The organism is Halorubrum lacusprofundi ATCC 49239 (genome assembly GCF_000022205.1).
Lineage (GTDB): Archaea > Halobacteriota > Halobacteria > Halobacteriales > Haloferacaceae > Halorubrum > Halorubrum lacusprofundi.
In genome coordinates this window covers 1,356,788-1,376,062 of the sequence record NC_012029.1, presented here as the reverse complement: position 1 = coordinate 1,376,062, position 19,275 = coordinate 1,356,788, and the positions used below count along the sequence as shown (strand labels likewise).

Below are 19,275 nucleotides of genomic sequence, written 5' to 3'. Positions count from 1 at the left end.
CAGCGCTCCACCGATGAAACGGGCTCTCCGTTCCGATCGGTTAGCTGGTTATTGTTCACTAAGTAGGACTGGCTTATGTAGTTACTGGCATGAATATCAGCGGTGAAAATTAGGTGCACAAGGTCAAATCCGCTGATGTATAATGAGTGATAATGCAACCCACGGCTCAGGCCCTCGCCCGGACCTACAGCGATCGCGTGTATCCGGACCCGTGGGAGAAGGTCCTCGACCACCGTCGCGTCCTCGACTATGCCGCCGAGCATCCGAACGCCGGTCGAGTGCGCGTCGGCAACGCCCTCGACCTCCCAAACGAACGCATCCGTGGGTGGCTCGAAGACATGATCCCCGACCCGGTCCGAGCGATCAACACGGCGATCGATCACGGCTGGCTCGATCCCGACCCTGACAGCGAGACCGCCGCCGCGCTCGTCGAGCTGCTCGCGCACGTCCTCGCGGGCGGGAGCATCGCCGCGAAGAGCTACGTCCCCGCAGTGACGCCGGGTGAACGGGTGAGCGCGGCGGAGATCCGCCGCGCCTTCGAGCGCGTCGGCGTCGAGACCCGCACTCGCAACGACGACAATTCCGGCCGCGCGACCGAGATCGTGCCCACCTGCAACGGGACGATCCTCGGTCGGTGTCTCGTCACGATGGGTGCTCCGACCGGCGTGAAGACGACGCTCGACCGGATCCCAGCGGTCGTATGGGAGGTGCCGCGCCCGGTCCGGCGGTCGTTCGCGCAGATCTACATCCGTCACCGTGGGCTGAACTACAAGGGGAAATCGACGACCCGAGTCCAAGTCGACCGCCCGGGTTCCTTCATCGAGGAGCTACAGGACGTGCTCGCCGACGTGCTCGACGAGCGGGTTACCGCGTCGGACACCGGGATCACGATCTCGGCTGACGCCGCGCGAGAGCTCGGCGTCGAGTAACCGCTCCGTCTGGGCTAGATGGAACGGTCTTGGTCAAAGCCTCAACACTCACTTGCGACCAGGGTCACGCGCTGTTCAGGTCGCCGCCGTCGACGACGATGGACTCTGCAGTGACGTACGACGCGAGGTCACTAGCGAGGAATCCGCAGACGCCAGCGACGTCTTCAGGCTTACCGAACCGGCGGAGAGGAATCGTCTGCTTGAGTTGTTCGCCCTCTTCAGTCCCCACGGTCGGTGAATCCTCGGTCGTCATCGCAGTCTCGATCACACCCGGGTGGACTACGTTTACCCTGAGCCCATCGGGGCCGAGTTCGCTCGCCAGGGCGTAAGTAAACAGACGAACGCCACCTTTCGACGTCGAGTACGACGTGATACCACCGTACCCTTGCATCCCGGCGACGCTCGACATGTTGATGATACTTCCACCGTCTCCTTGCTCGATCATCTCGATGGCCGCGGCTTTCGAGCCGTGGAAGACGCCGCTGAGGTTGACGTCCATGAGCGTCTGGTACTCGTCGAATCGAGCTCAACGAGAGGTGTTTGTGGCCCGACGATCCCCGCGTTGTTCACCATCACGTCGATCCCACCGAACTCCTCGGCTGCCTCGACTGCTGTGACGCAGTCGTCGTAGCTCGTCACGTCACACTCGACAAACGTCGCATCACCGCCTTGGTCGTTGATTCGTTCGTGTGTGGGCTCTCCGCCTTCCCGAGGCTCGGACCGTATGTCTGCCACCACAACCGCCGCACCGTGGTCGGAGAATAGCTCGGCGATCGCTCGTCCGACCCCGCTCGCTGTTCCCGTGATAACTGCCGTCTTGTCTGTTAGTAGCGCCACGATCCTATACTTCACGCTCAATTGACAAATTCTTATGGTAGCATGGCACACGAACTACGCGAAGTCATCATCTCATGCACGCGAAAGCCGGTACAGCGCGTACATGGATGCTCCGATGACGGGGACGAAAAATGCGATCGACGGCCACACGATTCGGTTCGGTCGCCACGCAGCGTCGACGCGATGGAGTACCCACGAGTCGAGGAACACCCCGACGGGGAACACGAGCAGCCAGAAGAGCGACGTGAACATGACCGCGTTCCCGATCGTCTCCGAGAACTCGCCAGGATTCATCAGTACGAGGATCCACCAGACCCAGAGTCCGATCCCGATTGCGACGACTCCAAAGCCGACCGAAAACGGTGCGGGGCTGTCGCGGTCGACGTCCTCAACGGACCCGAAGATCAACGAGCCGAGGCTGATCGTCGACTGGCCGGGAACGGTTCCGTCCTCGTCCATCTCGTCGGGCGACCAGCGGTTGAGGGTGTCAGAGACGTGTGAGTCCGAACAGCCCACCGCGTTCGCAATCTCGGTGTTCTGCCAGTTCGGATTCGCACCTTTCTTATAGAGAATCGCCTGCTGGGTGGGGGTGAGTTGCTTCCGATCGTCGCTCACGCCCGACACCCGGTTTCAAGAGATTGACTTTCTCGTGTGCTAAGAACAATGCTGGCGGTCCCTGTCCCGCCACCTGTTGTGTGCATGTACACTGGAAGCACGAAGCATCCATTTTTAAACTACCGCTTGCCTGTGGCGCACTGCGCTCGCACGCCACCCGTTGGCAATGACTCCTCCCCCGTTAAACTCGACTTCACCACCTCGTCCTCAAGCGTTCACTTCTATGCCCGCAAGCTCGCCCGCGAGGTACTCGGCGATCGACACGTCTGCCTCCTCGACGAACCGCGCGACCTCCTCGCCGTCTGCGGTCTCGACGACGACGGTCGGGATCAGTTCGATCTCGTACTCGTCGACGCCCTCGCCCTCCTTGCCGTTCGGTCCCTTCGTCACCGGGAAGTCTTCGATCCGGTCGTCGGGGACGCCGGCCGCGGCGAGCGCCGCGCCGAACGCCGGGAGCTGTCGCTGACAGTCGCCACACCAGTCGCCGCCCCACACCTTGAATCGGTAGTCGTCGGCCGCGAGCGCGTCGAGTACGGCCGGGTCGAACTCGGTGGCGTCGGCGGCGTCGGGATCGAGCGTTTCGAGTGTCATACCCGATCGTACGCCGGCGACGCTTGTAAACGCCGCGTCGGTGGCAACCACTGGGCAGGCTCCCGCCGAACGCGGCTTGCCGGAGTCCGTCGGGCATTTGAGTGGCGCACCCCTGGGTCGTCCATGGACGAGGACGTGTTGGACACGCTCGGCTCGCCGCTCGTGCGGGTCGACGCTCCGACCGAGACGACGGTGGCGGCGAAAGTCGAGTCGCGCAATCCGGGCGGCTCCGCGAAGGACCGCCCGGCGCTGTACATGGTCGAGGCCGCCGAGGAGGCCGGCGACCTGACGCCCGGCGACGGGATCGTCGAGCCCACCTCCGGCAACACGGGGATCGGGCTGGCGATGGTCGGCGCGGTGAAGGGGTACGACGTGACGCTGGTGATGCCCGAGGGCAAGTCGATCGAACGCCGGCGGCTCATGCACGCGTACGGCGCCGACGTGGAGCTCGTCGACGGCGACATCTCCGAGGCCAAGGACCGCGCCGACGCGCTCGAACGCGACGCGGGGATGGTCCAGCTCCGCCAGTTCGAGAATCCCGCTAACCCGCAGGCCCACTACGAGACAACCGGACCGGAGATCCTCGATCAGGTGGACGACCGCACCGTCGACGCCTTCGTCGCGGGCGTCGGCACCGGCGGCACCCTTACCGGAATCGGGCGCCGGCTCCGCGAGGCGTTCCCCGACGTGCGGATCGACGCGGTCGAGCCGAGCGACAACGCCGTCCTCTCCGGCGGCGAGCCCGGAATCGACGATTTCCAGGGGATGGGACCGGGGTTCGTCTCGCCGAACCTCGACACGGACCTGCTCGACCACGTCCATACCGTCGACATCGAGGACGCCGAGGCCGAGTGCCGCCGGCTCGCGCGCGAGGAAGGACTGCTCGTCGGCCAGTCCTCCGGTGCCTCCAACCTCGCGGCCAAAAACGCCGCCGCCGAGCTCCGTGAGTCGGATACGTTCGTCGGTGACGAGCCGCTCGTCGTCACCGTCTTCTGGGACAGCGGCGAGCGCTACCTCACCGCCGGCACCTTCGACGAGTAGGCGGCCGGCGCTCCCCCACGAACCGCCCGCGAGCCGCCACCGACTCGCCTGCGACCCGAACGTTGAGTACCGTCGCGTCCTCAGTTCGACCGTGAGCACGCACGCCGCAGCCTCCGACGACGACCCTGACGGGTCGGCCGCCGAGCCGCCTGCCCGTCGGTTCGACGGCCCGTGGCTCCTCGTCCTCGCCGTTGCCACCGGCGGGTGGACCGTCCTCTACGCGATCGACTGGGCGTTGCTCTCGGCCGGCACCCCGGCGGGCGCCGCCGTGGGGTTCGCACACGGCTACCTCCTCGCGCCGCTCGCGACCGCCGCAATTCTGCTCGACGCGCTCTCGCTCGCCGAGCGGGGGATCGCCGACTTCGGCCTTTTTAAATGGCTGTACGCGGTCGTCGCACTGATCGCCCCGCCGGTCGCGATCGTCTACTACGCGCACCGCGAGTGGCTGAAACCGGGCGATCCGTCCCTGCTCGGAGGCCCTCCATGACGGACGACGCCGCGGTCGGCACGGTCCGGAGCCTCGTCACTGCCCCCGAGAGCGGCGCACCGCCCGAACTGCGGGACGCCGTCGAGATCCGTCCCGGAGGGGTCGCGGGCGATCGCTACCAGCTCGGCGAGGGGACCTTCCAGCTCGACGCCTGCGCGGTCACGCTCGTCGCCGTGGAGGCGCTCGACGCGGTGCGCGAGGAGACCGGAATCGACGTCTCCGACGGTCGCCATCGACGGAACGTCGTCGTGGAGGGGTTCGGAACGGGCCTAGACGAGTTGCTGGATGCGACCGTCGCGGTCGGCGACGCGCTCCTCCGGCCGACCCGCCGGCGACCGCCCTGCGCGCACGTCGAGTCGCTGGCGGGCGAAGAAGGACTCGCGTCTGCGCTGACAGAGCGCGGTGGGCTCTGCTGTGACGTGATCGAACCCGGCCGCGTCGCGGTCGGCAACCGAGTCGCGATTCGCGATGCCGACCCCCGGACCGCGGGCGCCGCGATCGCGGACCGGCTGCGGGCGCGCGCATCCGACGACCACCACCGCTCCGATTCGCACGGAGAGTGACCGCCGCTCGCGGTGATGTCCGGAACCGAAAGCGTTGAGCCCAGACCGGACCGACAAGTCGCCAGTGACGGTCGGATGAGCTGGCAGTACCGCCACACGGTGCTGTCGCTGTGTATGCTCGCGTTCCTGGTGACGTACTTCGCTCGGCTGGCGATCAGCCCCGTCGTCCCGCTGATCGTCGACGACTTCACGGTGTCGAACACCGCGATCGGGGTCGCGCTCTCCGGGATGTGGCTGGCGTACGGCGCCGCCCAGTTCCCGAGCGGCGTGCTCGCGGACCGGTACGGCGAGCGGCGCGTCATCCTCGTCGCCGTCGGCGGGACGACGGCGATGAGCGTCGTGCTCGCGCTCGCGCCCGTGTTCCCCGCGTTCGTGCTGGCGGCGGTGTGTCTCGGGCTCGTCGCCGGGCTCCACTACGCGGTGGCGACGACGCTGCTCTCCCGGACCTTCGACGACATCGGGACGGCGTTCGGGCTTCACTCCGTGGGCGGGCCGCTCGCCGGGCTCGTGGCGCCCGTCGCCGCCGCGTGGGTCGGGTTCCGGTACGGCTGGCGCCCCGCGGTCGCGCTGGCCGCACTGGTCGGCGCGCCGGTGTTCCTGCTGTTCGCGTGGCGTGTCCGCCCGACTGAGCCCCGGCGTCCCGACCAGCCGATGCGGGAGCGGTTCGCGCTCGCGCCACTCGTCGAACTCCTCTCGCGCCCGAGCGTCCTCCTCCCGTTGTTCGTCGCGATGGTCGGCACGTACGTGGTGCAGGGCGTGATGTCGTTTCTCCCGACGTTCCTCGTCGAGTTCCGCGGATACTCGCCGTCGGTCGCTGCCGGCGTCTTCTCCGCGTTCTTCGTCGTCCGCGCCGTCGCGCAGGTGGGGCTCGGGCGCCTCTCCGACCGCGCGGGCCGCGACGTCACTATCGGCGCGGCGATGCTCGCAGGCGCGGTCGGCACCGCCGCCTTCGTTCTCGGTCCCGGGACCGCCGGCGTCGCGGTCGCGGTGCTACTGGCCGGCTCCGGCGCGAGCTTCTTTTCGGCGATCGATCCGCGGTTCATGGACGCGCTTAGCGACGCAGAGCGCGGCGCCGGGTTCGGGCTCATCCGGACGGTTTACACCGTGATCGGTTCCGCGGGCTCCGTCGGCGTCGGGCTCGCGGCGGACCTGTTCGGCTGGGGCGTCTCCTTCGCGATTCTGGCGGTGCTGTTCGGAGTCACGTTCGCCGTGCTCGTGGTGAACTGGGCGCTCGGGACGGGGTACTGACGCGACGCGGGAACAGGATGACGCGGCGCGCGATTCCCGCCGACCCAAAACTACGAGTCGATCCGGAACGAACTCGGAGTGTGTACGATTACCACGTTCACACGAACTACTCGGACGGCGCGTTCCTCAGCCGGATGGTGGACGCCGCCACCGACGCGGGACTCGACGGAGTGGGGATCACCGACCACTGCAACGTCTCTCCCGATCCGGCCGCAGAGCGGTTCAAGCGGACGTTCGGCTTCAATCTCGATCTGACCTACGAGCGACGGCGCGAGGCGATCGAGCGGCTCCGCGCGGACCCCGACGTCGGAATCGACGTGTTCGACGCCGTGGAGATGGACTACGACCCCGACCACGAGGCGGCGATCGCCGACTTCCTCGCCGAGGCGGGGTTCGACTACGCGATCGGGAGCGTTCACGAACTCGACGGTGCGAACGTCCACACGCGCTCGCACTTCGCCGACAAGCCGGCCTCGGAGCGGCGGGCGCTCGTCGACCGATACTTCGAGAAGCTGGTCGCGCTGATCGATTCCGAGCTGTTCGCGATCGCCGCGCATCCGGATTTGGTCGAGCGTAACCCGCATCTCCGCGGATTCGCGACCGCGGACCACTATGCGGCGGTCGCCGAGGCCTTCCGTGACTCGCGGACCATCCCGGAGATCAACGCCGGGCGCCTGCTCGACGACTACGGGGAGTTCCATCCGGCGCCCGCCTTCCTCAGTCGGCTCGTCGACGCCGGCGTCCGGGTGAGCGTCGGTACCGACAGCCACGAGCCGGGCGTCATCGCGCCCCGTATCGACGAGATCGAGGCCGAAATGGACCGTCGCGGGCTCGACCCCGTCCGGCTGGACAAACTCGCCGAGGACTAATCGGAGCGCAGGCGGTCTCGCTTTGGGACCGGTCGATCAGTGGACTGTGCGGTCGTCGTCGATGTCGATGTCTTCGATCGGATCGGCGTTGCCGAAGTCGGGCGTTGGGCCGTCCCCCGGCGTCGCCCACTCGACCGCGTTCCGGAGCACCTGCCGCACGTCGTCGTCGTGGTAGATCGGGTACGTCTCGTGGCCGGGGCGGAAGTAGAACACCCGGCCGTTGCCGCGACGGTAACAGCAGCCGGACCGGAACACCTCGCCGCCGGCGAACCAGGAGTTGAACACGAGCGTGTCCGGCGCGGGGATATCGAACCGCTCGCCGTACATCTCCGTCTCCTCCAGTTCGATGTACTCGCCGATCCCGTCGGCGATCGGGTGGCTCGGCTCGACGGCCCACAGCCGCTCGGTCTCGGCGGCCTCCCGCCACTTGAGCGAGCAGCTGGTGCCCATCAGCCGCTTAAAAATCTTCGAGTAGTGCGCGGAGTGGAGCACCAAGAGGCCCATCCCGTCGAGGACGCGCTCGCGGACGCGCTCGACGACCTCGTCGCGCACCTCGTCGTGGGCCGCGTGGCCCCACCACGTGAGCACGTCGGTGTCGTCTAACACCGCCTCGATGAGCCCGTGATCCGGCCCCTCGTCGAGGGTCGCAGTGCGGACCTCGTGGCCGGCCTCGCGGAGGGCGTCCGCGATGACCGCGTGGATCCCGTCGGGGTACACGTCGGCGACCGCGTCGTTCTCTTGTTCGTGGCGGTACTCGTTCCAGACCGTGACGCGTGCCATGCGTCCGCTCCCCGCCGGACCGACTTGGGCGGATCGTATTCGGGGCGGATCGGTACCGTCGGCTGTCGATGCGTAGCTAGCTATCTGGTCTTGGTGACCCTCTCAGGAACTGACTGGGATCGCGTGCGAATGATCTTCGGACAGATGCGGGTACTCTGCTACGAGGAGGCAGCAGACCCAAGGAGATATACAACCAGCGATCGTACGTGGGTTGATGACACAACTCACACAAATGATCATCCGCGCTGACGAAACTGGAACACTCGAACTCGTCTGTGAACGGTCAACGGCAGATCAGACCGAACCCGACGTCCGTGCGTTCTTCGGGAAGAATGAGTTTGGTCTCCTCGTTGACGGTCTTGAGCCCAACGAACGGGTGGCACTCCTCTTCGAGGGAGATTTGAAAGAACTGCCAGACTCTACCAAGATCGAACCACCCAACACGTAGTACACGTTCTCGCTGCGGTATTGACGAGTAGTCGACGACGGCATCGGGAAGTTCGCAGAAGTCGTTGGCGCTCGTTCGTTCGCAGAAGTCGTTGGCGCTCGTTCGTTCGCAGAAGTCGTTGGCGCTCGTTCGTTCGCAGTTGACACTGAACTGGCGACGGCTGCTCGAAACCGCTTCGATCTCTTATAAATCCCGTCGGCAGATCGACGGTAGTCGTCTCCAACGTCCCCGTTTCCGGCGGCTCCGACGCACCATCATTCACTTAAAAAGCGCCGCCGATCTCCCTACCTCACTCATCCGGCCACTTGATCGAACAGCCTCGCGAGGGGCGGTCCGGGACCTCGACCTCCTCGCCCGCGAGGACCGCGTCGACGGCGTCACGGATGTAGAACTCGGTCGGCTCGTCGTCCGGGTTCAACGCGTCGTCAAGCCGGCCGTGGTACTGAAGCCGGAACGCATCGCCGTCGCGGCCGAACAGGAACGGGTCGGGGGTACAGACCGCGCCGTACGCGTCCGCCGCTTCGCCGGTCTCGTCGCGGAGGTAGGCGTCGTACGCGATCGTGCCGTCGGCGACGCGCTCGCGCATCGCCTCGACGGAGTCGTCGGGGTACTCCGTGGCGTCGTTCGGGTTGATGCCCACGACGGCCAGGTCGTCGTACTCGGCCGCCAGATCGTTGAGGAGGTCGAACTTCGCCTGCGCGTACGGGCAGTGGTTGCAGGTGAACACCAGGAGCAGGGTGTCCGCGTCGAACGAGTCGAGCGTGTACGTCTCGCCGTCGGTGCCCGGTAGCTCGAACGCCGGCGCGGCGTCGCCGCGGTCGAGCTCCGAGTCGGATTCCATCGCGACCATACACGCCCATTCCGGCGCCGACCCCAAAATCGTTCCGCGGGTCTCGCGCCGGTGGGAGTCATCGACTCGTCCCGGAGCGATGCGCAACCCTGGCCGCGACCCCGGCCGCGACGTGCGCGACGACGATGGCGCCCAGCCAGCACCCCGCCGCGACGAGGAGCACCGCGATCGCGAGGGACCGCTCCCGGAGGAGTCCGCTCGCCGCCCATACCGCCGCGAGGGCCGCGACCGCGATGAGCGTCGCTCCCGGAACGACCGTCTGCGATACCTCCTCTCGGGACTCGAGGCCGCGCCATCCCCGTCCCGCTCCTCGGTGAGGACGCGTCGGCTCCCGGGCGCTCGGTCGTCGCCGCCGCTCAGTCGGATCGTCTCGCGATCGCATGGAGCCGCTGGCCGCGCCATCTGCCCTAAACCGTTCCACGCTTCGACCCGGGGCCGTTCCCTGTCCGAAACCGTCCCGGGTTGCGGTCAGCCGCGGGCGCTCGGCCGACGGCCCGTGCTCCGTCGGCGACTCGCGACCTGCCGGTGACTCGTGCCTTTTTGCTTCGCGACCTCATACGCCGGGTATGTCTCCCCGAGAACCGTCCTACCGAACGCTCCGGCTGCTGTGCGCGAACGCGGTCGGCATGGCCGGGTTCCTGATCGCGTTCGCGGTCGCCCGGGAGTTCGCGGTCGCGCTCGTCGCGGGCGTCGTCGCGGCGGCGATCGGGTACGCGGCGTCCAGCGCCGTCGTCGCGTACGCGTCGGCGTGACGGATGCGACCTGACATGTGAAATGAACATAGTTACTATGTCGGGTAATAGACACACGAACGAATGACGAAACGGGATGGACAACAGTCGAACGCGCTCGCGGCGGACGCGCGGTCCGAGCCGGCCCGGGTGCTCCTCGTCGCTGACGAACTGGCGGTCGGGGACCGCGCGGCAGCGGGCATCGAGGATCGGGCCGACCGGTTCGAGGTGACGCGGGCCGAGGACGCGGCCGAAGGGCTCAGCGTCGTCGATCGCAAGCCGGTCGACTGCGTCGTCAGCGGCTACGACCTCCCCGGGATGGACGGTGTCGAGTTCCTTCGTACCGTCCGCGAGCGCGTCGGCGACCTCCCCTTCGTGCTGTTCACGGCCCGTGGATCGGAGGCGATCGCGAGCGAGGCGGTCGCTGCGGGCGTCGACGAGTACCTTCCGGTGGGCGGTGACAACGACGCCCCCGACGCCCCCGACGCCCCAGACGCTCCCGACGACAACGAGAGCAACGACGACCCCTACGCGACACTCGCGTCCCGTGTCGACTACGCTGTGTCTCGGTCCCACACCGAGCGTCGAGTGACGGAGCATCTCGACCGGATGACGGACGCGTTCTGCGGTATCGACGAGTCCTGGCGGCTCACCTACCTCAACAAGCGGGCGGCAGAGCTGCTCCCACGCGACGCCGAGGACCTGCTCGGCGACCAGATCTGGGACCGGTTCCGGGCTCTTCGCGGGACCGAACTGGAGGAGCAGTTCCGCGACGCGATGGCTACCGGGGAACCGACCGCCTTCGAGTTCCACTTCGCCGGCCCGGATCTCGATCTCGCGATCGACGCGTATCCCTCCGACACCGGCCTCTCGGTGTACTTCCGCGACGTGACCGAGGAGAAGGAGCGCAAGCGCGAACTCCGCGAACTCTCCGAGCGGCTCCGGCTCGCCGTCGAGGGCGCCGATGCGGGCGTGTGGGACTGGAACATCCGCACCGATGAGGTGCGGTTCGACGAGCGGTGGGCCAGCATGCTGGGCTACGATCGGTCGGAGATCGCCTTCGATCTCGCGGGGTGGGAAGAGCGGGTCCACCCCGACGACCTCAGCGCCGTGTGGTCGGCGCTGGAGGCGCACTTTTCCGGTGCGACGGAGCAATTCCAGTGCGACTACCGGATGGAGACGAAGGGAGGCGAGTGGAAGTGGATCCGAGACCGCGGCCGCGTTGTCGAGCGCAACGACGAGGGAGAGCCGGTTCGCGCCGTCGGGATCCACATCGACGTGACGGAGGAGAAAAAGCGCGAACGCGACCTGAAGCGCTACCGGCGGCTCGTCGACGAGCTCCCCGACTCCGTGGCCGTCTACGACGCCGATGGGCGGTTCTCGGTCGTCAACGACCGGATCGTCGACGTGTACGACTCGACCCCCGAGGAACTCATCGGTCGGCAGAGCCCGCTCGTCGCGCGGCTCCGCGAGAGGAGCGAGGACGATCCGTTCGCGGCGCTGGTCGCGGGCGACCGCGAGACCCTGTCTGGAACGGTCGAACTCGACTTTCCCGTCCGGTCCGACGCGATCGTCGACTTCGGCTTCCAGCGGCTCGTTATCGACGGCGAGTTCGACGGGGTGCTCGGCATCGCCCGCGACGTGACCGAAAAACGCCGCCGTCAGCGGGATCTCGAACGCACCTCGGCTCGGTTGGAGGCCCTCTACGAGGACTCGCCGGACATGATCAACATCCACGATGAGGCGGGCGAGATCGTCGACGCGAACCCGGTGATGGCGGCCGAGCTCGGCTACGACCGTGAGGAGATCGTGGAGATGGACGTCTGGGAGATCGACACGGACATGGACCCTGCGGAGGCGATCGACGTCTGGCAGAGCTTGGAGATGGGCGAGACGCACCGGCTGGAGACGACGTTCCGGCGTGCCGACGGCACGACTTTCCCGGTGGAGGTGCAGATCCGTCGCGTCGACGTGCAGGGCGAAGACCGGTTCCTCGCCACCAGCCGCGACATCTCGGAGCGGAAGGCGTACGAGCGCCGGATCGAACGCGAAAACGAGCGGCTCGACGAGTTCGCGAGCATCGTCTCGCACGACCTCCGGAACCCGCTCAACGTGCTCTCCGGCTACCTCCGTCTCGCCCGGGAGACGGGTAACGAGTCGTACTTCGAGCGCTGTGACACCGCGCTTGACGAGATGGAGCGACTGATCGCCGACGTGCTCACCCTCGCCCGGCAGGGCGACGCCGTGGGGTCGGTCGACCCCGTCTCCCTCGGCGAACTGGCGACCCGGCACGCGACCGACGCGTTCGGCTCGATCGGCGACGACGGAGGTGGCGATGGAGCCGACGCCGGAGACGACGCAGACGATTCGGTCGAGGTCGCCGTCGAGACCAAGGGCGACGTGCTCGCGGACCCCGGCCGGCTCAAACGCCTGCTCCAGAATCTCTTCCGGAACGCGGCCGAACACGGCGGGGACCGCGTCGTCGTCGGCGACCTTTCGGACGGGTTCTACGTCGCCGACAACGGTCCCGGAATACCTGAAAACCGGCGCGATGAGGTGTTCGAAAGCGGTCACACGACCTCCGAGTCGGGAACCGGGTTCGGGCTCGCCATCGTCGAGCGCATCGCGGAGGCCCACGGCTGGGAGGTGACGCTGACGGCGGGCGCCGACGGCGGCGCTCGCTTCGAGTTCACCGGCGTCGAGCGACCGTGACCCCTCGCCGACGGCGGTCCCGCTGATCGCGTGGCTGGCCGGAGGACGCCGTCGCGAAAAAACCGGTTGAAGTGTCGAGTCGCCGCCTCAGAACGCGCCCGGGTAGACGCTGACGTCGGCGTGGAGGTCGTCGCGCAGCGCGCTGTGGACGTGACAGATGCCCTCGGCGCGCTCGGCGATGTCGGTCGCGGTCTCGTCGTCGAGGTCGGCCGCGACGTGGACGTCGAAGGCGATGGACTCGAGGTCGTCGTCGTCGTCGAGCACCGCGCTCGCGTCGATCTGGACCTTACCGAGCTCCTCCTCGCCGCGCTGGCTCCCGCCGACGCGGAACGCGGGGAGGTAACAGGAGGCGTATGTCGCGACGAGCGCGGCGTTCGGGTTCGGCCCCGTCTCGTCGGTCGCGTCGATCTGCAGGTCGAACTCGCCGACCTGACTCGTGCAGGCGTAGCCTTCCTCGGAAACGGTGGATGTCTCGATGTCTGCCATAGTCGTCCTCCGGTTCGGTCTCGCGAGGATAAAGGTTACCGGCATCGGCACGTCGTGAGGCGCGTCGAGGGACGGCGCACCGTTACCGACGGGCTCGGTCGTCGCCTGCTCGCTCAGTCGTCGCCGCGAACGTCCGCCGCCGACCTGGTCCCGTCGAGCAGCAGGGGGAACGACAGCGCCACGGCGAGGTCCGCGAGCGACTTCCGGATCGTCGTTCGAACCCCGATGTCTTGCGACTCTTCGGTCGCGCTGTCACGCGAAAAAACGGTCGTGGCTGCGGACCGACTCGCGGCTCGCCGTGCCGAATCAGTCGCCGTCGCTACCGAATTCGTTCTCCAGCACGTACGTCTCGTCGCCCTCGAGGACGACGGGCTCGGCCGCGGCGCCGGCCGCCTTCACCTCGTTGACGAACTCGCGCGTGTCGATCTCGATCGGCTGGAACGTGTCGTAGTGCATCGGGAACACCACGTCGGCGCCCACCCAGTCGGCGGCGATGCCGGCCCCGGCCGGCCCCATCGTGAAGTGGTCGCCCGTCGGCAGCGCGGCGGCGTCGGGTTCGAGGTACGGCGCGATCACGTCGACCATCTCGGACATCAGCCCGGTGTCGCCGGCGTGGTAGAACGTCGTGCAGTCGGGGTCGGACTCTTGGGTCGGCTTCTTGTCGCCGATGACGAACCCGGCCGGCATCCCGGCGGAGGTGCCGTAGCCCGTGTCGATCCCGTTCGAGTGGTCCGCGCGGACCATCGTCACCCACGCGTCGCCGCACTCGACGGTGCCGCCGATGTTCATCCCCATCCCGCCGACGGCGTTCTCGTGGCCGAAGTTTTCCTGGATGTACCCCGTCAGCTCCGGGGTGGCGACCACTGTCGCGCCCTCGTAGCGGTCCACGTCGCCGATGTGATCGGAGTGACCGTGGGTCAAGAGGAGGTAGTCGGGGTCGAGCTCTTCCGGATCGACGTCGGTCTTCGGGTTGTCGAAGTACGGATCGATCAGGAGTTCGGTGTCGTCGACGACGACGTGCCACGTCGAGTGGCCGTGCCAAGTAAGTTCCATGATACGGCTTGAACATCTCGGCGAGTCGTAATAAAAACCGACGCCGCGGCCGGCTCTCTCCGGGAGAGGAGTTAACCGCTCACCGAACGAACCGCCTGTCGATGCCCTCCGAGCGGAACGACGCCCCGTCGCGGACCGATCGGTGTCGCGAGTGCGATCGGGCGGTCACGCCCGGCGCGAACTTCTGTCCGGGCTGTGGCGCCGACCTGCGCGCCGCGGAATCGCGGGACGACGCCTCAGCCGCCTACTGCACGGAGTGCGGCGAGCCCGTCGCGCCCGCCGCCGAGTTCTGCGCGAACTGCGGAACGCGGTGCGGGAGGGCCGAGCCCCCGACAGCCGGCCCCCCTGATCCCACCGCCGACTCCGACGCCCGACGCGAGTTCCGCGTCCGAGTACGAGACCACCTCGACGACGGCTGGGAGCTCACCGAGGACCACGGCGACCGGGTCGTGCTTGTCGCCAGGGACATCGGCTCGATCCCGGCCCACGTCCTCCTCCTCCTGACGACCGGCGGCGTCGGGAACCTGCTGTACGGCTGGTACAACTACGCCGAGCTGGCGGAGACGCGTCGGCTCAGCGTCTCCGACGGCCCGCTCCCGGACGGCGAACTGGGGGCGCCCGGCGACGGCGACCCGCTCGTCGCCCTCTCCGGCTACCTCTTGGGCGGCATTCTCCTGCTGGTCGGGCTCGGGATCGCCGCCGTCGCGGTCGGGCAGGGAGCGCGCCTCGGCGCGCTGTTCGGGCTCGCGTTCGCCGCGCTCGGGCTGGCGTTGTCTCCGCCCGCTGAGCGGCGGCTCGACCGCCGACACGGCCTCTCCCGGTTCGGCCGAATCCGCACCGTCGACCACCGGATCACCCCGTCGACGGAGCGGACCGAGGCGCCCTGCGTCGTCTGCGGCGAGGCGTTCGAGCGCGGCGTCGTCCGCCGGCGCCGCGACGAGACGGTCGTCGCGGGCGTCCCGATTCGGACCCACTCGCTGCGGTGCAACCACTACTGCGCCGGCTGCGCCCGCGCGGAGCTGTTCGGCGGCGACGCCGACGAGACGGCGATCGATCCGGATGTCAGCCTCGACGACTCCGAGTTCGACGACTCCGAATTCGACGACTCCGAGTTCGGACGGGACGAGGAGACGGAGCGGGAGCGGGAGCGAGAGCGCTGATCGATCGACCCGCCCGCTCGCACCGAACGGCCTCCGGCAATCCTTTTATCAGTCCGTTCGATGGGCCGGTATGCACCACGCGCGATTCCGCGACCCGGCCGGCTCGATCCGCGAGGGAACGTACGACCCCGAGACCGACACCGTCGCCTTCGCGGGCGAGGAGTACGCCCTCGACGACCCCGCGATCGACGTGCTCCCGCCCGCGGAGCCGACGAAGATCGTCTGTATCGGCCGCAACTACGCCGACCACGCCGCCGAGCTCGACAACGACGTGCCGGACCGGCCCCTCCTCTTCTTGAAGCCGCCGAACGCGCTGGCGAGCCACGGCGACGAGATCACGGTCCCCGCGGGGAAAGACCGGATCGACTGGGAGGCCGAGATCGCGGTCGTCATCGGCGAACAGTGCAAAGACGTCGACGCCGACGACGCGATGGACGTCGTCGCCGGGTTCACCTGCATGAACGACGTGTCGAACCGCGACGACCAGGACCGCGAGCAGAACTGGGTGCGCGGGAAGGCGTTCGACGGCGCCGCGCCGCTCGGCCCCGTGATGGCGACCCCCGACGAGGTGCCGGCCGACGCGAGCGTCGAGCTCCGCGTCAACGGCGAGACGAAGCAGTCGAGCGACCGCTCGTACCTCATGTTCGACGTGCCGACGCTGATCGAGGAGATCACGACCTACCTCACCTTAGAGCCGGGCGACGTGATCTCGACCGGGACGCCAGAGGGCGTCGGCGCCCTCTCAGACGGCGACACCGTCGAAGTCGAGATTGAGGGCGTCGGAACGCTCGAACACGACGTGCGCGTGCCCTGAGAACGCGACCGTTTCTCGCCGACCACGCGGACGTTTTCTCGCGACTAGGCGACCGCTCCTCCTTGCCCCGTGTCGCTGGATTACACACCGCGTTTCCGGTGAACGATCGGTTCGGTCACTCTTAAGAGCGCCCCGCCCGGATCGACGCCCATGCAACCACGGGATCTCTCCGATCACTCGCCGTACGTGCCGGGTCGGGGCGTCGAGGAGGTCGCCCGCGACCGCGGGCTCGACCCCGACGACCTCATCAAGCTCTCCTCGAACGAGAACCCCCACGGGCCGAGCCCGGCGGCCGTCGACGCGATCCGCGAGCACGCCGACCGCGTCCACCAGTACCCGAAATCTTCGCACACCGACCTCACCGCGAAGCTGGCCGAGAAGTGGGACGTGTCGACCGAGCAGGTGTGGGTCTCGCCGGGCGCCGACGGCTCGATCGACTACCTCTCGCGGGCCGCGTTGGAGCCCGGCGACGAGGTGCTCGTGCCGGAACCGGGATTCGCCTACTACGCGATGTCCGCCCGGTACCACCACGGCGAGGTCTCTGAGTACGCGCTCTCTCCCGACGACGGCTTCGCGCAGGACGCCGAGACGGTGCTGAGCGCCTACGGCGGCGAGCGGATCGTCTACCTCACGTCGCCGCACAACCCCTCGGGCTCGGTCATGCCCCTCGACGAGGTGCGGGCGATCGCGGACGCGACCGCCGAGGAGACGCTCGTCGTCGTCGACGAGGCGTACGGGGAGTTCGCCGAGGTCGACAGCGCGATCCCGCTGGTCGACGAGCGCGACGACGTGGCGGTGCTGCGCACCTTCTCGAAGGCGTACGGCCTCGCCGGGCTCCGGATCGGGTACAGCGTCGTCCCGGAGGCGTGGGGCGAGGCGTACGCTCGGGTCAACACTCCCTTCGCGGCGAACGAACTCGCGTGCCGGGCCGCGCTCGCCGCCCTCGACGACGAGGAGCACGTCGCGGAGTCGGTCGAGACGGCACGCTGGGCGCGCGAGTACATCGCGGACGAACTGGACGCCCCCACGGTCGAGTCGGCCGGGAACTTCGTGCTCGCCGAGGTCGGCGACGCGGAGCGGGTCGCCGAGGAGGCGCAGGAGCGCGGCGTCATCATCCGCGACTGTACCTCCTTCGGGCTCCCGAACCACGTCCGGATCTCGACCGGGACGCGCGAGGGGACCCGCGAGGCCGTCGCCCGGCTCAACGAGACGCTCGCGGACCTCGGGTTGGGTGTTCGAGCGTGAGCGGGACCGAGCGCGACGAAGCTGACTCCCCAATCCGCGTCGCGGTCACCGGCACCCCGGGAACCGGCAAGTCGACCGCGACGGCACTGCTCGCTGACGAGTACGACGTGATCCATCTTAACGACCGCATTAAAGGCGACGACGACCTCTGGACCGAGCGCGACGCCGACCGGGACACGCTCGTCGCCGACCTCGACGCGGTCCGCGAGCACCTCGGCGACTGGTCCGGCGTGCTCGACTCCCACCTCGCGCACCGGTTCGACGTCGACCGCGTGGTCGTCCTCCGGTGTCACCCGGAGACGATCGAGCGGCGGCTCCGCGAGCGTGGCGAGTCGGACGCGACCGCCGAGGAAAATGCGGAGAGCGAGGCGCTCGACGTGATCCTCTCGGAGGCGGTCGCCGAACACGGCATGGACAACGTCTACGAGATCGACACCACTGACCGCGACCCGGAGTCCGTGGCCGACGCGATCCGCGCGGCGATCGAGGGCGATCGCGAGCCGAGCGCGGGGACCGTCGACTTCATGGATTATATATGAGCCCGCCGCGACCGTCGGATCGATAGATGACCCTCGACCAGTACCGCTCGGTCGCGGACCGCCTGCTCGGGCCGTGGGTGCGCGCCGCGGCAAAGATCGGGCTCTCGCCGGACCAAGTGAGCGTCCTCGCGTTCGGCGTCGCGGTCGCGGCCGCCGGTGCGTTCGCGGTCGGTGAGCCCGTCTTTTATCTCGTCGGGGCGCTCTGCGTCCTGCTCAACGGCTGGCTCGACCTCGTCGACGGCGCGCTCGCGCGCCACCTCGAGGTCTCCTCCGACGGCGGCGACCTCCTCGATCACGTCCTCGACCGCTACGCCGACATCGCGGTGATCGCCGGATTCACGGTCGGGATCGAGTCGTACGCGCTCGGCTTCGCCGCGGTGACCGGCGTGCTGATGACATCGTACATGGGCACGCAGATTCAGGCGGTCGGCATCGGTCGGGAGTACGGCGGCCTGCTCGGGCGCGCCGACCGGCTCGCGCTGATGGGGATCGTGGGCGTCGTCGCCGCCGTCTACTCGGCGCCGATCGTCGCCGGCCTGAACGTCGTCGGTCTCCTGCTGGCGCTGTTCGCGGCCGTCGGACACCTGACCGCGGTCCAGCGGTTCCTCGGTGCCTGGAGCGATTTATAAGGGAAGACGGCTCCGTGGAATGGTGTCGCTATCGACTGTTTATAACTCATCGATGACGCGGTGAACTCTTCTAAAGCCCCAGCCGCGACGACTCGCGGCAGGGCGAGAGCGAAGCTCTCGCTTGCAGCCGGCGGCAAAGCCGCCGGCGACGCCACCGCGTCGTCATTTATAAGTGACCGTCACCGTCGCGTACAGTTATTTAAACACCCTGTCGTCGCAAACGAACAGCAACACCCACTCCCGCTATCGTTCACCGCTGTGCCTGTATCGATCGGGACCGGGAGGAAATGGATCAATTACGGATACTCGGCTCTGTTGAAACCCTTAGAAAGTGACATGTATTGTTTCCCCTGCGGTCAGTACAGAGGATCTGCCTCACGCTTTGATTCTGGCCTTGGAAAAGATATATACGGGTCATCTGAATATTAGTGGACGTGATTACATCTCCACAGATCCACCTACTTGTCGCCGCTATTGGTTCTCTCGCGCTATCTTCGTATAGCGGATACCAACGGAATTACGAAGAAGCAGTTGGTGGACTGGTCATCGCTGTAACTGCTCTTGCAGGTCTCCTCGTGTAGTTCGCAGTCCCCACCGACCGGCTGTTTCAGGCGATAATGTGTTTGAAGAATAGGATTTCAATAGAGC

The 19,275-nt window shown here is 67.6% G+C and carries 21 protein-coding genes and 1 pseudogene; 14 read left to right on the top strand and 8 right to left on the bottom strand.

The genetic code is table 11. The annotated features are described in order from the left end of the window. The first annotated feature begins 152 nt into the window (after positions 1-152). Complete coding sequence (locus HLAC_RS06755) at positions 153-929, top strand: hypothetical protein (RefSeq protein ID WP_015910094.1); 777 nt, start codon at positions 153-155, stop codon at positions 927-929. Positions 930-993: 64 nt separating this feature from the next. On the opposite strand, the pseudogene HLAC_RS06750 reads toward HLAC_RS06755, so the two are convergent. The 3 genes and pseudogenes from HLAC_RS06750 to HLAC_RS06740 form a co-directional block, all read right to left on the bottom strand. Then, a pseudogene (locus HLAC_RS06750) lies at positions 994-1,769 on the bottom strand (SDR family oxidoreductase). 69 nt (positions 1,770-1,838) lie between these two features. Further along, positions 1,839-2,381 carry a hypothetical protein gene (locus tag HLAC_RS06745; protein WP_141104762.1) on the bottom strand — a complete coding sequence of 181 codons (543 nt, stop codon included), beginning with the start codon at positions 2,379-2,381 and terminating at the stop codon, positions 1,839-1,841. 207 nt (positions 2,382-2,588) lie between these two features. Further along, entirely contained in the window at positions 2,589-2,972 is a 384-nt protein-coding gene (locus HLAC_RS06740; RefSeq protein WP_015910092.1) for a hypothetical protein, read from the bottom strand. Positions 2,973-3,095: 123 nt separating this feature from the next. Here HLAC_RS06740 and HLAC_RS06735 point away from each other — a divergent pair, with 123 nt between their 5' ends. The 5 genes from HLAC_RS06735 (at position 3,096) to HLAC_RS06715 (ending at position 7,180) form a co-directional block, all read left to right on the top strand. After that, on the top strand, positions 3,096-4,013 hold the full coding sequence (locus HLAC_RS06735) for a PLP-dependent cysteine synthase family protein (protein ID WP_015910091.1): 918 nt from the start codon (positions 3,096-3,098) through the stop codon (positions 4,011-4,013). A gap of 91 nt (positions 4,014-4,104) precedes the next feature. Next, complete coding sequence (locus tag HLAC_RS06730) at positions 4,105-4,500, top strand: hypothetical protein (RefSeq protein WP_015910090.1); 396 nt, start codon at positions 4,105-4,107, stop codon at positions 4,498-4,500. Then, positions 4,497-5,063: an MOSC domain-containing protein gene (locus tag HLAC_RS06725; protein ID WP_015910089.1), complete on the top strand. Its 567-nt coding sequence runs from the start codon at positions 4,497-4,499 to the stop codon at positions 5,061-5,063. Before HLAC_RS06730 ends, HLAC_RS06725 begins: the two co-directional genes overlap by 4 nt. 75 nt (positions 5,064-5,138) lie before the next feature. Next, positions 5,139-6,311: an MFS transporter gene (locus HLAC_RS06720; protein ID WP_015910088.1), complete on the top strand. Its 1,173-nt coding sequence runs from the start codon at positions 5,139-5,141 to the stop codon at positions 6,309-6,311. Between the two features lie 80 nt (positions 6,312-6,391). Continuing rightward, entirely contained in the window at positions 6,392-7,180 is a 789-nt protein-coding gene (locus HLAC_RS06715) for a PHP domain-containing protein (RefSeq protein ID WP_049933376.1), read from the top strand. Positions 7,181-7,216: 36 nt separating this feature from the next. Here HLAC_RS06715 and HLAC_RS06710 read toward each other — a convergent pair whose 3' ends face one another. Beyond that, a complete protein-coding gene (locus tag HLAC_RS06710) occupies positions 7,217-7,960 on the bottom strand; it encodes a ThuA domain-containing protein (RefSeq protein WP_015910086.1) in 744 nt (247 codons plus the stop codon). 214 nt (positions 7,961-8,174) lie between these two features. On the opposite strand from HLAC_RS06710, the gene HLAC_RS06705 reads away from it, so the two are divergent. Then, on the top strand, positions 8,175-8,408 hold the full coding sequence (locus HLAC_RS06705; protein WP_237583034.1) for a hypothetical protein: 234 nt from the start codon (positions 8,175-8,177) through the stop codon (positions 8,406-8,408). Positions 8,409-8,697: 289 nt separating this feature from the next. Here HLAC_RS06705 and HLAC_RS06700 read toward each other — a convergent pair whose 3' ends face one another. Together HLAC_RS06700 and HLAC_RS06695 are read right to left on the bottom strand one after the other, a co-directional pair. After that, on the bottom strand, positions 8,698-9,258 hold the full coding sequence (locus HLAC_RS06700; RefSeq protein WP_015910085.1) for a thioredoxin family protein: 561 nt from the start codon (positions 9,256-9,258) through the stop codon (positions 8,698-8,700). 58 nt (positions 9,259-9,316) lie between these two features. After that, positions 9,317-9,640, bottom strand: a complete 324-nt coding sequence (locus HLAC_RS06695) for a hypothetical protein (protein WP_049933372.1) — start codon at positions 9,638-9,640, stop codon at positions 9,317-9,319. A 184-nt stretch (positions 9,641-9,824) separates the two neighbouring features. Here HLAC_RS06695 and HLAC_RS06690 point away from each other — a divergent pair, with 184 nt between their 5' ends. Further along, entirely contained in the window at positions 9,825-10,010 is a 186-nt protein-coding gene (locus HLAC_RS06690) for a hypothetical protein (RefSeq protein ID WP_015910084.1), read from the top strand. Between the two features lie 63 nt (positions 10,011-10,073). After that, positions 10,074-12,701: a response regulator gene (locus tag HLAC_RS06685; RefSeq protein WP_015910083.1), complete on the top strand. Its 2,628-nt coding sequence runs from the start codon at positions 10,074-10,076 to the stop codon at positions 12,699-12,701. Between the two features lie 87 nt (positions 12,702-12,788). On the opposite strand, the gene HLAC_RS06680 is transcribed toward HLAC_RS06685, so the two are convergent. Both HLAC_RS06680 and HLAC_RS06675 read right to left on the bottom strand, forming a co-directional pair. After that, the gene (locus tag HLAC_RS06680; protein ID WP_015910082.1) at positions 12,789-13,187 is read right to left on the bottom strand and encodes an OsmC family protein; all 399 of its coding nucleotides are present in this window, start codon (positions 13,185-13,187) and stop codon (positions 12,789-12,791) included. Between the two features lie 306 nt (positions 13,188-13,493). Then, entirely contained in the window at positions 13,494-14,240 is a 747-nt protein-coding gene (locus HLAC_RS06675; protein WP_015910081.1) for a metal-dependent hydrolase, read from the bottom strand. 101 nt (positions 14,241-14,341) lie between these two features. Here HLAC_RS06675 and HLAC_RS06670 point away from each other — a divergent pair, with 101 nt between their 5' ends. From HLAC_RS06670 to HLAC_RS06650, 5 genes are all read left to right on the top strand, one after another. Next, entirely contained in the window at positions 14,342-15,400 is a 1,059-nt protein-coding gene (locus HLAC_RS06670) for a zinc ribbon domain-containing protein (protein ID WP_015910080.1), read from the top strand. A gap of 70 nt (positions 15,401-15,470) precedes the next feature. Next, entirely contained in the window at positions 15,471-16,214 is a 744-nt protein-coding gene (locus HLAC_RS06665; protein ID WP_015910079.1) for a fumarylacetoacetate hydrolase family protein, read from the top strand. A gap of 150 nt (positions 16,215-16,364) precedes the next feature. Next, positions 16,365-17,459: a histidinol-phosphate transaminase gene (gene hisC, locus HLAC_RS06660; RefSeq protein WP_015910078.1), complete on the top strand. Its 1,095-nt coding sequence runs from the start codon at positions 16,365-16,367 to the stop codon at positions 17,457-17,459. Next, positions 17,456-17,998, top strand: a complete 543-nt coding sequence (locus HLAC_RS06655) for an adenylate kinase family protein (RefSeq protein WP_015910077.1) — start codon at positions 17,456-17,458, stop codon at positions 17,996-17,998. Before hisC ends, HLAC_RS06655 begins: the two co-directional genes overlap by 4 nt. Positions 17,999-18,024: 26 nt before the next feature. Further along, a complete protein-coding gene (locus HLAC_RS06650) occupies positions 18,025-18,627 on the top strand; it encodes a CDP-alcohol phosphatidyltransferase family protein (RefSeq protein ID WP_015910076.1) in 603 nt (200 codons plus the stop codon). The last annotated feature ends 648 nt before the right edge of the window (positions 18,628-19,275 follow it).